This is a genomic window from Clostridium sp. CAG:265 (genome assembly GCF_000436575.1).
In the GTDB taxonomy this organism is placed as follows: Bacteria; Bacillota; Clostridia; order Clostridiales; family Clostridiaceae; genus Clostridium; species Clostridium lentum.
In genome coordinates, this window is sequence record NZ_FR886590.1 from 22,524 (window position 1) to 36,135 (window position 13,612).

At 26.2% G+C, this 13,612-nt stretch carries 15 protein-coding genes; 13 read left to right on the forward strand and 2 right to left on the reverse strand.

What is annotated here, in order from left to right; translation table 11 throughout:
* Window positions 1–11: 11 nt before the first annotated feature.
* The 5 genes from Q5O29_RS02730 (at window position 12) to Q5O29_RS02750 (ending at window position 4,868) form a co-directional block, all read left to right on the forward strand.
* Complete coding sequence (locus tag Q5O29_RS02730; protein WP_022211479.1) at window positions 12–932, forward strand: hypothetical protein; 921 nt, start codon at window positions 12–14, stop codon at window positions 930–932.
* A 537-nt stretch (window positions 933–1,469) separates the two neighbouring features.
* The gene (locus Q5O29_RS02735) at window positions 1,470–2,249 is read left to right on the forward strand and encodes an ABC-three component system protein (protein WP_022211480.1); all 780 of its coding nucleotides are present in this window, start codon (window positions 1,470–1,472) and stop codon (window positions 2,247–2,249) included.
* Window positions 2,249–2,482, forward strand: coding sequence for an ABC-three component system middle component 7 (locus tag Q5O29_RS02740; RefSeq protein WP_022211481.1), 234 nt, complete (start codon window positions 2,249–2,251; stop codon window positions 2,480–2,482). The genes Q5O29_RS02735 and Q5O29_RS02740 overlap by 1 nt, the downstream gene beginning before the upstream one ends.
* Entirely contained in the window at window positions 2,460–4,061 is a 1,602-nt protein-coding gene (locus Q5O29_RS02745) for a DUF2326 domain-containing protein (RefSeq protein WP_022211482.1), read from the forward strand. The genes Q5O29_RS02740 and Q5O29_RS02745 overlap by 23 nt, the downstream gene beginning before the upstream one ends.
* 372 nt (window positions 4,062–4,433) lie before the next feature.
* Entirely contained in the window at window positions 4,434–4,868 is a 435-nt protein-coding gene (locus Q5O29_RS02750) for a DUF3021 family protein (RefSeq protein ID WP_022211483.1), read from the forward strand.
* A gap of 189 nt (window positions 4,869–5,057) precedes the next feature.
* On the opposite strand, the gene Q5O29_RS02755 is transcribed toward Q5O29_RS02750, so the two are convergent.
* Window positions 5,058–5,159 (reverse strand): putative holin-like toxin, encoded by a 102-nt coding sequence (locus Q5O29_RS02755; RefSeq protein ID WP_041081648.1) that lies wholly within the window; start codon window positions 5,157–5,159, stop codon window positions 5,058–5,060.
* Window positions 5,160–5,447: 288 nt separating this feature from the next.
* Between Q5O29_RS02755 and Q5O29_RS02760 the strand changes: the two genes are divergently transcribed.
* Both Q5O29_RS02760 and Q5O29_RS02765 read left to right on the forward strand, forming a co-directional pair.
* A complete protein-coding gene (locus Q5O29_RS02760; protein WP_302631288.1) occupies window positions 5,448–5,585 on the forward strand; it encodes a hypothetical protein in 138 nt (45 codons plus the stop codon).
* A gap of 16 nt (window positions 5,586–5,601) precedes the next feature.
* A complete protein-coding gene (locus Q5O29_RS02765; protein ID WP_022211484.1) occupies window positions 5,602–6,507 on the forward strand; it encodes an alpha/beta hydrolase in 906 nt (301 codons plus the stop codon).
* Window positions 6,508–6,804: 297 nt separating this feature from the next.
* Here the strand turns inward: Q5O29_RS02765 and Q5O29_RS02770 are convergent, their stop codons facing one another.
* Window positions 6,805–7,065, reverse strand: a complete 261-nt coding sequence (locus Q5O29_RS02770) for a hypothetical protein (RefSeq protein WP_022167366.1) — start codon at window positions 7,063–7,065, stop codon at window positions 6,805–6,807.
* A 434-nt stretch (window positions 7,066–7,499) separates the two neighbouring features.
* Between Q5O29_RS02770 and Q5O29_RS02775 the strand changes: the two genes are divergently transcribed.
* From Q5O29_RS02775 to Q5O29_RS02800, 6 genes are all read left to right on the forward strand, one after another.
* Window positions 7,500–8,567 carry a C45 family peptidase gene (locus tag Q5O29_RS02775; RefSeq protein ID WP_022211485.1) on the forward strand — a complete coding sequence of 356 codons (1,068 nt, stop codon included), beginning with the start codon at window positions 7,500–7,502 and terminating at the stop codon, window positions 8,565–8,567.
* 175 nt (window positions 8,568–8,742) lie between these two features.
* A complete protein-coding gene (locus Q5O29_RS02780; protein WP_022211486.1) occupies window positions 8,743–9,090 on the forward strand; it encodes a zinc ribbon domain-containing protein YjdM in 348 nt (115 codons plus the stop codon).
* Between the two features lie 126 nt (window positions 9,091–9,216).
* Entirely contained in the window at window positions 9,217–9,897 is a 681-nt protein-coding gene (locus Q5O29_RS02785; protein WP_022211487.1) for a Crp/Fnr family transcriptional regulator, read from the forward strand.
* A 103-nt stretch (window positions 9,898–10,000) separates the two neighbouring features.
* Complete coding sequence (hcp, locus tag Q5O29_RS02790) at window positions 10,001–11,638, forward strand: hydroxylamine reductase (RefSeq protein ID WP_022211488.1); 1,638 nt, start codon at window positions 10,001–10,003, stop codon at window positions 11,636–11,638.
* 259 nt (window positions 11,639–11,897) lie between these two features.
* Window positions 11,898–13,091 carry a dicarboxylate/amino acid:cation symporter gene (locus Q5O29_RS02795; protein WP_022211489.1) on the forward strand — a complete coding sequence of 398 codons (1,194 nt, stop codon included), beginning with the start codon at window positions 11,898–11,900 and terminating at the stop codon, window positions 13,089–13,091.
* A gap of 86 nt (window positions 13,092–13,177) precedes the next feature.
* A complete protein-coding gene (locus Q5O29_RS02800) occupies window positions 13,178–13,357 on the forward strand; it encodes a hypothetical protein (RefSeq protein WP_022211490.1) in 180 nt (59 codons plus the stop codon).
* Window positions 13,358–13,612: the final 255 nt, after the last annotated feature.

Sequence of the window (13,612 nt, forward strand, 5' to 3'; positions counted from 1 at the left end):
GGGAGTAACTGATGAATAATTTTAATGATAATGAATATAAGATATTAATAAGTAACTTATTAAATGATATAAATTATATTAAAATATCCAATATGGGGAAAATGGCTGGACTTAGAAAACATGCTGAAGTAATGGTAAGAAAAATATTAAATATTGGAAGCTCAGAGTCTTTGACGCTAGGGAATGTAAGAAATAATTCAAGAAATACTGCGGTAAAAGAAGGAATGAATATTTTAGGAGAAGAATTAAGTCAATATTTGATTAATTGTATAGAAATAATTAATCCATTTGGATGTGATGGAACTCATACAAAGCGTACAGATGAATTTTCAAATGAAGAAATAGAAAAGGTCGAAGAAGCCATTTTAGATTTATATGCCTTGATATTTATTAGGTATTTTTTAGAATATCAGAAAGATAAATATTTTTCTAATAGTATTTTAGAGAGATTTTCTCTTTTGCCACCAATTATTAGATATAAAACATGGATTTATTTATTTGATAAACATAAAAATAAGCTACAAATACTAGATAAATTGGTATTATCAATAATTAAAGCTTATAGTAAAAAAGATGCTTATGACTGGATAGAGGCTAATAAAGATGCTATAAATTCAGTTCCTTATCCAAACGAAAAACAAATTATAGAATATATAACAACAGTTGGTAAAGAGATAAGCCCAGGAGAATATATATTCTCTATAAATTTTGGTGGATATACTAATATGTATGATTTATTGTATGATAAAATTAAGGATGAAAGAACTGGAATAAATGAAGGCGGAAAAATGTATCATGATTTTGAAAGTGCCATTAAGTATTATAATTTATATAAAGATATAAATGTTTTTTCAGAAGAAGAAGAAATATTTCAATCATTAATGGAGTTTGTATACTTAGGAAGAAAACCGATAGAGGAAGTAGAAAAATAAAGAATATAAATAGTAAGATAATTAATTACTTAGAACTGCAAAAAGGAATATCAGTAATAGATATTCCTTTTTAATGTACAGAAAAGTATAAAATTTTTGAATTCATAAAGCTAGTTATAACAACGGATTTGAAGGTTTAAAACTATAAAATTTATATCAGGAAGTGAGCGTGGCAATAGTTACTTTTTATTTATTTTACAAAATAGGGAGATAATAACTTTGTGAAATTAGTAATCTAAAAAAAAACCTCATTTGATACCTATACGGAGAACCGTATCATAAATAAGTGAGGTTTTTGCTAAATTTGGATAGTTAAATATAGGTGATTAGATAATTATGTTTCACTGCCATAAGGGTACTCTCTACAATATAACATATTATTCGATTGTAGAGGATTATTTATTATATAAATAAGTTTTTGAATAATTTTAATAAATATATTAGGCAAGAAATAACAGTGTGATAGAAAATGCTTTGAAATTGATAATATGGTAAAATATATATAAACTACAATTTATACAATAGGGGGAGAAGCATGTGGGATATAAGCAAGAAAATAAAAGAAAAAAGTATACACCAGATGAGAAGTTATTGTTGCTATTTGAAGTAGATGAAATGTGTCCACTTTGTGGAGAAAAGTTAATTAAAAAGAAGGGTAAAAGAACTATTAATTTATTTGAAATAGCGCATATTTATCCACATAGTCCTTCAGAGTACGAGATGGAACTACTTAAAAATGAGGAGAGATTATCAGATGATGTAGATGATATAGAAAATGTAATAATGTTATGTCCAACTTGTCATACTAAGCATGATAAATATACAACGGTAGAGGAATATAGGAATTTAGTTAAAATAAAGAAACAGGCAACTATAGAACGTAAGTGTAGAGAATTATATGGAAATTATGCTATAGATGATGAGATAAATGTGGTATTAAATTTATTGGCTAGAAGTTGTTCACAAAGTAATACTGTTAAAGAGGAGTTAGTAATGTCAGCTATGAGGATAGATGAAAAAGCTGATGATAGCCTAGAGCTTATTACTAAAATAACTATAGAAAACTATGTTAGAATATTCTTTCCAGAGATAAAAAATAAATTTATAGAGTTAGATAATAATGATGAAGGTATATTTGATATTATAGCGTTACAAATAAAAGTTTTTTATTTACAGATAAAAAAAATAAATAACAATCAAACTATTATATTTGAACAAATTGTTGAGTGGATACATCAACGAACAGGAAAGAAAAGTAGAATTGCAAGTACTATTATAGCAAGTTTTTTTGTACAAAATTGTGAGGTGTTTTCGTAATGATATTTCCAAATAAACTTAAAACATATGAAGAATCAATTCTATCTAAGTTACCGATAGTACTAAATATTATTTTAGAAGGAAAGAGAGATATCTTAGAAATTTATAAATTATGTGAAAATCATTTTAATGAAGTTCAGGAATATATATATGTGTTAGATATTTTATATATATTAAATAAAATAAAATATGTTGAGGGGGGGAAAATATATGTTGAAGCAGATACAAAGTAGTGTTTTTAGAAAAGGACCTATTTTTTTTCATGAAGGATTAAATACCGTTTTAGGAGATGATCAAGGGTCAAATTCTATTGGAAAATCAACATTATTAATGATTGTAGATTTTATTTTTGGAGGTAGTTCATATATTGAGAAGAATAAAGATACAGTTAGGAATTTAGGTCATCATTTTTTTGAATTTATATTAGAATTTAATAGTAAACAATACTATTTTAGAAGAAGCACAAAAGAGTTCAAAGTAGTTGAAGTATGTAATGAAAATTTTACTAATATAGATTCATGGAGTAGAGAGGATTATAAAAAATTCTTACATAAGATGTATATGAAAGAAAATGATTCAGTTAAATTCCGTTCTTGTGTAGGTGTATTTTCAAGAATAGCACAAAAAGATAATTTTTTTAATTCAAAACCATTAAAATCAGTTATAAACTCTAAAGAAATAGATGGAGTTAATTTGTTAATAAAATTATTTAATATGTATAAGGTAATTGAAGATATTGAAAAAGATATTAAAAAGTTGGATAAAAAAATTTCTATAATCAATAGTGCAAATAGATATAAATATATAAAGAAACCTACAGCTAAGCAGTATGAGGCTAATAAAAAATTTATAGAAACAAACTCAACAAAGTTAAACGAAGTAGCACTAAATCTTTCTATTGGCTTTAATGATTTTTTAGATGTAAATTATCAAGAAGCTCAAAATGAACTGTATGAAGCTAAGAAGCAAAAAGAAATGATTATAAGCAAATTAAAAAGGGTAAATAGGAATATAGAAAGTAATTTACAAATTAAAAAGAAAAGTTTTGAGCCTCTACAAGAGTATTTTGAAGGAGTAAATATTAAGAAATTACAAGAGATAGAAGAGTTTCATAAGGGAATAAATAATATTTTACTAGAAGAGTTTTATAAAGCTAAAAAAAGTTTAGATCAGAAATTAATAGAGGTAGAACAACAAGTTCAAATGATTGAAGAGAAAATACTAGATACAGATGCTATAAAAGATATTCCTAATAAGTTATTAGAACCCCTTGTAGAATTAATAAACAAATTAAATGAAAAGAAGAAAGAGAATAATGTGTATGAAGAATATATTTCTGATAAACAAGATAAGGATAGGAAAGAAGCTGATTTAGTAAGTACTAAAAAAGATATAATATATAATATTGAAGTTAAAATAAATAATAAAATGAAGGAATTAAATAAATATATATATGGTGAAGAAAATAAATATCCTATATTTAAAATAAAAGAAAAAGAATATTTCTTAACTTTACCGGATAATACAGGTACTGCTAGAGGGTATGCTAACTTAATTATATTTGATATAAGTATTTTAAAATTAACCATACTGCCGTTTATAATACATGATAGTGTAATGTTTAAAAATATAGGAAATTTACCTATGGCAAAAATAATAGAAATATATAATAATGAGAAGAAGCAATGTTTTATAGCAATAGATGAGATTAATAAATTTACTAACGAATGTCAAAGTATATTATATGCGAAGAAAGTTATTAGTCTATCAGATAAAGATACACTATTTATTAAGGATTGGACGAAAGAATAAAATATTAGTGCAGATATCTATTTTATAGAATATATAATTATAGTATTAAATAGTTTTAAAAAATTAAATCAAAATTTAAGTAACCTAAATAGTTAATTAATATTAGTATTACTTGAAATAAAGACAATTCATAAATATATATTATAGTTATAATACTCCTACATATTTAAAAGTATGTAGGAGTTATTTTTATTAGAAAGGAGAAGTTTAAAATGAAGAAGATTGGTCTTATGTCAATATTTATAAAATAGAAAATTTAGAAGCTAGTATTAATGGTATGATAACAATTAATTTTAAAAATGGTGAAAAAAATATATATCAGGAAGATATTTGAAAAAGTAAAAAAGATATTAGATATATGAGGTGACTTAGATGATAAAAGAGATATTAAAAAGGGGAATAGCAGGAGCAATAATAAGTTTAATTGCTATTATTAGTATGTTATTAGGTGTATTAGTTGTAACGGGGACAAGTCAAATAACAATACAAATAAGTGAGATTATAAAATATACATGTATAATTATGGTAGCTGGATTTATTATCTCATCTAGTACAATAATTTTTAGTATAAAAAATATGTCTTTAGTAATAAAGGGATTTATACATTTAATAATTACTTTATTAATTTTAAAGGGGAGTTTTATGTATTTAGGGATATTAAATGAAGATTATTTAATACAAGTAATATTTATTTCATTATATATTATAGTTGCAGCTATTTGTTTAATTACTATTATCAGTGAAAATAAAACAGATGTTAAAATGATAAATGAAAGACTGAAAATTATTCAGAAGATAAAAGATTAGAATAATATAAAAAATATAGGTGTTTATTTTTTATAAAAATTTGATATAATATAAATAAGAAATGAAGATAATAAAAATAGGGTGCTACCAACACCCTATAGTATACAATTAAAGTTGTTTAGGCAACTGATATCACTATAATTTAATATGATTAAAAAATAGTAGCTTTCCAATTGCGATGTGGGGCTACTATTTTTTTGAGATTTTTTCTATAAGTAACACTATAAATGTCAATAATGCTATTAAGAATATACCTGCTGTAAATAGTAACATTAAATCATCGTTACTCATTAGTATCACCTCCTTTCACAAGAAAGGTGAGTGATACCAGTAGCCCACATTTAACTAATTGTACTTTAGAATTATACCATAATTATGTAGAAAATAAACACAAGAATAAAATGGAAAAACTTCATTTAAAGTAGTTACGGAGAACCGTATCATAAATAAATGCTGTTTTTACTGAAATTGTAAATAGAATAATGTTATAAGATATTAAAACTCTTACTTGTATTAAAATATGCAGGTAAGAGTTTTTATTTATAATAAAAGAGTAAAGTTTATTAAATAATAAAATTATTGGAGAATAATGTAGATTATAAATATTTTGAAGCAACACATTCAGGACACGGACTTCAAAATGATGATAAAATTTATAAAGAATATATGGAAACAGTGGAAGAATACCTTGATAAGTATATACCTGTAGAAAAATAATTAAGGAGGAGTAGAGATGAAAAAGCTGTTAAATATAATTGGAATATCTATTGTATTATTTATTGCACTGTTAGTCATAATATTATTTATACCAATGACACCCAATAACTATACTAAGGAAGTAAAAACAGGTGGAGATATTGAAATTAAATATTTATCAATGGGAGATTATAAAGTTAAGAAGGTAAAAAAAGATGGCTCAGAAATAACGAAGAAATATTATATTTATTATCCTGAAGAATTAAGTAATATCAATAAAAAATATCCAGTAGTAGTTATATTAAATGGTACTGGAGTTTTGCCTAAAAAGTATAAAGCATTATTCAAACATTTAGCTTCTTGGGGATTTGTAGTTATTGGCAATGATGATGGTAGCACAGGATTTGGCAAGTCTGCTGATGAAACAATAGATTTGATTATATCTGAAAATAGTAATAGTAACAGTATTTTTTATGGTAAATTAGATTTAGACAACATAGGTATAACAGGACATTCACAAGGTGGAGCAGGAGTGTTAACAGCAACTTCTATTATGGAATATAAGGACAAATACAAAACAGCAGTAGCTTTATCTCCAACACACGAAGAAATTTCACATCAGTTTGGGTGGAAATATGATTTAACTAAAATAAATATACCAATATTGATGATAGCAGGAACTAATGGATATTTTGAAACTCAATATGTAATACCAATTGAAAAAATGATTGAAATGTATAATAAGATACCATCATCAAAGGTAATGCTCAGAAGAATTGGAGCAAAACATGTACAAATGCTATATTCAGCAGATGGATATGTTACAGCATGGTTTATGTGGCAATTACAAGGAGATGAAGAAGCGGGAAAAGCATTTATTGGAGATAATCCAGAAATAAGAAATAACAAATTATATCAAGATATTCAATTATCAGTCGAATAGTAAAAGTAAAAATGCTCTTTGACTAATAGAAGTAGTAACAATAATAACTACAAAAGATATTAATTGTAAAAAATGGTAAAAAGCTAGAAATGCTAGAAAGGGGGGATGAAGTAATAGTATCCGCAAGTGAAAAGTTTAAAATTATAAAACTAATAATTAATATTTTAGAGGTTAATAGAATTTAAAAAAGATGACTCCTGTTCAATACAGAAATCATCTCTTAAATTAGTCTACTCTTTTTTAAACTGTCCTTGACAAAGGGTATAGTTTAAATATTCCAATCTTTATTTTTAAATATTAATAATTAAATTTATTTTTTACAGCTTCAAAAACAGGTTCAAAACTACTTTGATTTTCATTAAATAGTTTTATTAACTCTTCTTTTGCTTTAATATATTTAGGATCACATTCATCATATTTAATTATTGCATTACCTTCCTTATGAAACTTCATAAATATTATTGGATGTTTTTTTGCAAATAACTCTAATTCTTCAATATGACGTTCTGCTTTTGTTGCTTTTTTCATCCACCTAAAAATATTTTCATAATTATTCATTTTATTCATCCTCCTTATTATAGCTTAAAATCAGTTGAATCATAAGTTTTTACTTTGGGTTCTCCAAAGTAAGCTTTTACACTTTTAACTTATGGATTATGATTTACATTTTTGTGTTGATGTTTAGTATTTTTCATTTTATTTGATAAAATAATATAACTTAAATTGGTCTTATGTCAATATATTGGACACAGAAACTCAAACTTTTTTATGTTGCACTTCTAGCTAATAATTAGCATTGTTCTGGTGTCATGTAATTAATAGAAGAGTGAAGCCTCGTTCTTATTGTAACCAACCCTCAATATATTTAAATATAGCTATATTAGCTTAATCATAAAAAAATAATTTGCAAATAAAACAGTTTGATTATCAAAATAAAATAATGTATAATATCTTTAGCAAAGATAACTTATTAAAAAATAGGAGAAAAGTATATGAAGAAAAAATTAAAGATAATAGGTATTAGTACATTAGCATTAATATTAGCATTAGTTATTGGAGTAGGAGGATTGTTTTTTGGAGAGATTCGTACATTAGTATCTTTTAAACAATTAAATGAGCATCCTTTTTATGAAATGACTTATCATGCAGATTATAATTTAGATGAATTTTTAGTAAATGGAGCTGCAACAGATGATGATCTTGTAAGCTTTGTAACTAAGCAAGTATTAAAAGGAATTTCTTTTGATGTTAATCCAGATGGAGCTTGTAGCACTTTTGTTGCTACTAATTTAGAAGATGAAAATCTTTTTGGAAGAAATTTTGATTATGTACATTCTATAGGACTTATTGTTCGCACTCAACCTAAGAATGGATATAAGTCAATTTCTTTAGTTAATTTAAATCATTTAGGATTAAGTTTAGAAAATATGCCAACTAAGAATTTAATAAATCGTGTTATTACTTTAGCAGCACCATATGCACCATTAGATGGTATGAATGAAAAAGGACTTGCTATTGGTGTTCTTGTTATTGAAGATGGAAAAGTTCATCAAAATACTGGAAAAGTACCTATAACAACTACTTCAGCAATTCGTATGGTTTTAGATAAAGCGGCTACTGTTGATGAAGCTATTGAATTACTTAAAAATTATGATATGAATTCAAGTGGAGAAACAGGTTATCATTTTCAAATTGCAGATGCTACAGGAAATACAGCAGTTGTTGAATATATAAATAATGAAATGCATGTTTTAACTAAAGAAGAGGGATATACAGCAGCAACAAATTTTGTTCTTTATAACAATATGAATTCAGGATATGGACAAGACCGTTATGAAAAAATTAAAGCTAAGCAAGAAGAGACAAATGGAATAATGAGTGAAGATGAAGCAATGGATCTTTTACTTAGTGTACCATCACAAGGAGTAAGACAGGTTGAAGGTGGAGAAGGAATACCTTCAGATACACAATGGTCATGTGTGTATAATTTAGATGATTTAACATTACAAATTTGTACAACTAGAGATAAGTCTAGAACTTATAATTACTCATTAAAATAATGATATTGTTAATTCAGAAATCTTGAATTTTTGTTTGTATGATGATTGTTTGTCAATATTAAAAGAGTATGATAGTATATATAAGAATATAAGCAGAATTTTATATATTTCTATATTTTGCATATATTAACTGTAATTATACAATTACAAATGAAAATTATTGGAGGAATGAATAATGGATAAATTACCAAATTGCCCTAAATGTAATTCGGAATATACATATGAAGATGGAAGCCTTTTAGTATGTCCTGAATGTGCTTATGAGTGGACTGCTGGTGCAGAAGTTGATGGAGAAGCTCAAGAAGTAATCAAAGATGCAAATGGAAATGTATTAAACGATGGAGATACAGTTACAATAATAAAAGATCTTAAAGTTAAAGGTGCTTCATCTGCATTAAAGCAAGGTACAAAAGTAAAAAATATACGTTTACTTTATGGTGTATCTGATGGACATGATATTGATTGTAAAATAGATGGTTTTGGAGCTATGAAATTAAAATCATCAGTAGTTAAAAAAATATAGAAAAGATTCCGTATTAATAAGAACTTAATGCTTCAGAAATAAAGTTCATATTAATACGGTTTTTTTATATGTAATAATAAAAAAGTAGTATACTATAATTAAAACAAAAGATAAGAGTGGTGAAAAATGAAAGAAATAATAAATAATATTAAAGATAATGCACTTTTTTCTGGTATTAGTGGAGAAGAATTAGAAGAATTATTAAAACATTTAAATTATTATATAGAGAGATATCCTAAAGGTTCTATAATTTCACAGGAAGATGATAACTGTAATGCTATAGGTTTATTATTACAAGGAACAGCTAATATAGAAAGAATATATCCTAGTGGTAAATCTATAGTAATGAAGAAGCTTTCTTGTGGTGATGTATTTGGAGAGGCACTTATTTTTTCTAAAACTACTACGTATCCTGTAACAGTAATGGCAAATAGCAATTGTATAGTAGGGTATTTAAATAAAGAGGACATCATAAAATTATTTTCTTTAAATGATATTATATTAGAAAATTTTCTGATGCTTTTAAGTGATAAAGTTATTGTACTTAATAATAAGATTAAAAGTATTTCTTTAAAAAATATAAAGCAAAAGGTTGCAGATTATATTTTGCAAGAATATAAATCACAAAAACAACTAATAGTAAATTTAAAAATGAACAAAGAAGAAATAGCAAATTTTATAGGAATTCCGAGACCTTCTTTATCAAGAGAATTAATTAAGCTTAGAAAAGAAAAAATTATAGATTTTGATAGGAATAATATAACTATATTAGATATAGATAAATTAGAAGAAATACTTTTTCATTGAAAAAATGAAAATAAACTTTGTAACAAATGTTACATATTTTATTTTAATTATAGTGTATTATATAGTATATATTTTGAAAATTAATTTTACGGGGGTTTAAGAAATGGAAAATAAAATGTTTTGTTTTCAATGTCAAGAAACAGCAGGATGTACAGGTTGCACTAAGTTTGGTGTTTGTGGAAAAAGCCCGGATTTAGCTAGAATGCAAGACCTTTTAATATATACAACTAAAGGGTTAAGTGAGATAACAACTAGATTAAGAGCTGAAGGACAAGCTATAGATGGAGCAGTTAATCACTTAATAACTATTAATTTATTTACAACAATAACTAATGCAAACTTTGATGATGAAGTATTCTACAGCAGAGTTAGAGAAACTTTAAATGTTAAGAATGAACTTATGGCAAAGTTAAAAGATACAGCAAACTTATCAGAAGCAGCTTTATGGGATGCATCTTCAAATGAAGAAATGGACAAGAAGTCTGATATAGGAGTTTTAGCAACTAAAGATGAAGATGTTAGAAGTTTAAGAGAACTTATAACTTATGGATTAAAAGGTATGTCAGCATACATGAAGCATGCTAATGCTTTAGGATATGATAGTGAAGAAGTTAATGCTTTCATGCAAAGCACATTAGCTAAGTTATTAGATGATTCTTTAAAAATAGACGAACTTATAGCTTTAACTTTAGAAACAGGTAAAGTTGGTGTTGATGGTATGGCATTATTAGACCAAGCTAACACTGAAACTTATGGAAATCCTGAAATAACTAAAGTAAATATTGGAGTTAGAAATAATCCAGGTATCTTAGTATCAGGACATGACTTAAAAGATTTAGAATTATTATTAAAACAAACAGAAGGTACAGGAGTAGATGTATACACTCACTCAGAAATGTTACCAGCACATTACTATCCACATTTAAAGAAATATTCTCACTTAGTAGGAAACTATGGTAATGCATGGTGGAAACAAAAAGAAGAATTTGAAAGCTTTAATGGACCAATTCTTATGACTACTAATTGTATAGTACCACCTAAGGACTCATACAAAGATAGAGTATATACAACTGGAGCAGCTGGATATACAGGATGTACTCATATTAAAGGAGAAAGTGAAGATAATAAAGATTTCTCAGCAATAATAGAACATGCTAAGAAGTGCAAAGCTCCAACTGAAATTGAAACTGGAGAAATTGTTGGTGGATTTGCCCATGCTCAAGTATTTGCTTTAGCTGATAAAATTGTTGAAGCAGTAAAATCAGGAGCTATTAAGAAGTTCTTCGTAATGGGTGGTTGCGATGGTAGAGCTAAATCAAGAAATTATTACACTGATTTTGCTAAGGCTCTTCCAAAGGATACTGTTATTTTAACTGCAGGATGTGCTAAATATAAATATAATAAATTAGATCTTGGAGATATCGGTGGAATTCCAAGAGTACTAGATGCAGGACAATGTAACGATTCATACTCATTAGCATTAATAGCATTAAAATTAAAAGAAATATTTGAACTTGAAGATATAAATGATTTACCAATAGCATTTAATATTGCTTGGTATGAACAAAAAGCAGTAATAGTATTATTATCATTACTATACTTAGGAGTGAAAAATATTCACTTAGGACCAACGCTTCCAGCATTCCTTTCACCTAATGTAGCTAAAGTATTAGTTGAAAACTTTGGTATTGGTGGAATAAATAATGTTGAAGATGATATAGAAATGTTTATGAACATGTAATATATTGAATTATCAAAAAGAACCTCTTGGTAAACAGCTAAGGGGTTCTTTTTACAATTGATGAAAAACTTATGCTTGATGAATATGGAATTAATAATATTATCAAGATAGAACTATCTAATTTATAATATAGAAAAGTTATTGAGGGAAGTTATTTAATAGTTTTTTTAAAAACTAATTGACATAAATTTCTACGCATTGTATATTGTAAGTATATAATAAACAGTTGTACGCTGTGAAAGTACAAAAGGGGGTATTTATGAAAAAAATGTCTTTAATTTCAAGGATATTTATTTGTTTCTTTTTGGGTATTATCTTGGGGTTAGGATGCAATGGTATTGGTCTTTTATGGCCAGTAAGATTAGCAGCTACATTTAGTAGTATTTTTGGTAGCTTCTTATCCTTTGTTATTCCTTTAATAATAATAGGATTTATAGTTCCAGGAATAGCTACACTAGGTAAAAAGTCTGGAAAGGGTTTGCTACTTACAACAGTTATAGCTTATGTTTCAACTATAGTAGCAGGATTATTAGCGTATTTAGCAGGATCAGCCATTCTGCCTAATTTAATTAAGCAGGGAACATTAGCAGAAGGAGCAGCAGTTGAAGCTACTGCCTACTTTACAATAGATATACCTGCTATAATGGGGGTTATGTCTGCTTTAGTCTTAGCTTTTATTTTAGGTATTGGTATATCAAAAGTAAAAGATAGCTCTTTATTAAGGGTTTTTGAAGAGTTTAATGAAATAGTGCTTATGATAGTTAATAAAGTATTAATTCCTTTAGTACCAATATATATTGGTTGTATTTTTGCTAAATTAAGCTTCAGTGGAGAGATATTTACTACTCTTAAGTCTTTTGCCATAGTATATGCAGTATTATTTTCAGTGCAAGCTATATATATATTAATTCAATACAGTATAACTTCAATAATAAAGAAGGAAAATCCTATTAAGTTGATAAAAAATATGCTACCAGCATATTTTACAGCAATGGGGACACAATCATCAGCAGCTACTATTCCAGTAACTTTACAATGTGTAAAAAGAAATTCAGTTAGTGATGAAATAGCAGAATTTGTAGTTCCTTTAGGAGCGACAATACATCTAGCAGGAGATACAATAACTTTAGTAATAACTTCAATGGCTGTAATGTATATGAATGGACAAGTTCCAACATTATCTCAAGTATTACCATTCATTTTTATGCTTGGAATTACAATGATTGCAGCACCAGGAGTTCCAGGAGGTGGCGTAATGGCAGCACTTGGATTATTAGAAACAATGTTTGGCTTTGGTAGTATAGAAAAATCTATAATGATAGCTCTTCACGCAGCACAAGATAGCTTGGGAACAGCTACTAATATAACTGGTGATGGAGCAATTGCTATAATTGTAGATTATCTTATAAATAAGAAAAGTAATGAAAGTAAAGTAGAGTTAGAGTCAATTTAAATTCATTTTAAACAATATTTTAGTGAAAATAATGATATAATTAATGGTAACTATTATTGATTAATTTGATGAATGGAGGGCTAGATATGTTTACTAAAGAAGAACTTTTAGTAATTGAAGATGCATTAAATATTGCAGATGAAAAATATATTAAGCTTATGGAAGAAAGTAAGAATAATAAAAATAAGCTTGTAGCATATAACAGAAAACAAAAAAAACTATGGTTAGTTCAAAATAAATTAAAGAAGCTTTTACAAGAAAAATAATAAAAACATCCAGAGAGAAAGATTCTAATCTTACTTTCTGGATGTTTTTTTAATATATATATTTATCATAATCCACCTAATAAATTCAATATATACCATTATATATTAAAGTTTTGAAATATTTAATAAAATATTGAAAAAAATTAAGAAAATATAGCTTTAAAATAAATTTACAAAAATTTAAAAGTATAATAAGATTTATAATAGTAATTAGGATAGTGTAAAGTTTCGTATGAAAAAATAGCATAGGGCTAA

What these genes read in the sequence shown, in the direction of transcription:
- Q5O29_RS02800 (WP_022211490.1), top strand. Translation starts at nt 13,178, where the DNA reads ATGTTTACTAAAGAAGAACTTTTAGTAATTGAAGATGCATTAAATATT.
- Q5O29_RS02795 (WP_022211489.1), top strand. Translation starts at nt 11,898, where the DNA reads ATGAAAAAAATGTCTTTAATTTCAAGGATATTTATTTGTTTCTTTTTG.
- hcp (WP_022211488.1), top strand. Translation starts at nt 10,001, where the DNA reads ATGGAAAATAAAATGTTTTGTTTTCAATGTCAAGAAACAGCAGGATGT.
- Q5O29_RS02730 (WP_022211479.1), top strand. Translation starts at nt 12, where the DNA reads ATGAATAATTTTAATGATAATGAATATAAGATATTAATAAGTAACTTA.
- Q5O29_RS02740 (WP_022211481.1), top strand. Translation starts at nt 2,249, where the DNA reads ATGATATTTCCAAATAAACTTAAAACATATGAAGAATCAATTCTATCT.
- Q5O29_RS02780 (WP_022211486.1), top strand. Translation starts at nt 8,743, where the DNA reads ATGGATAAATTACCAAATTGCCCTAAATGTAATTCGGAATATACATAT.
- Q5O29_RS02770 (WP_022167366.1), bottom strand. Translation starts at nt 7,065, where the DNA reads ATGAATAATTATGAAAATATTTTTAGGTGGATGAAAAAAGCAACAAAA.
- Q5O29_RS02750 (WP_022211483.1), top strand. Translation starts at nt 4,434, where the DNA reads ATGATAAAAGAGATATTAAAAAGGGGAATAGCAGGAGCAATAATAAGT.
- Q5O29_RS02745 (WP_022211482.1), top strand. Translation starts at nt 2,460, where the DNA reads ATGTTGAAGCAGATACAAAGTAGTGTTTTTAGAAAAGGACCTATTTTT.
- Q5O29_RS02785 (WP_022211487.1), top strand. Translation starts at nt 9,217, where the DNA reads ATGAAAGAAATAATAAATAATATTAAAGATAATGCACTTTTTTCTGGT.
- Q5O29_RS02755 (WP_041081648.1), bottom strand. Translation starts at nt 5,159, where the DNA reads ATGAGTAACGATGATTTAATGTTACTATTTACAGCAGGTATATTCTTA.
- Q5O29_RS02765 (WP_022211484.1), top strand. Translation starts at nt 5,602, where the DNA reads ATGAAAAAGCTGTTAAATATAATTGGAATATCTATTGTATTATTTATT.
- Q5O29_RS02775 (WP_022211485.1), top strand. Translation starts at nt 7,500, where the DNA reads ATGAAGAAAAAATTAAAGATAATAGGTATTAGTACATTAGCATTAATA.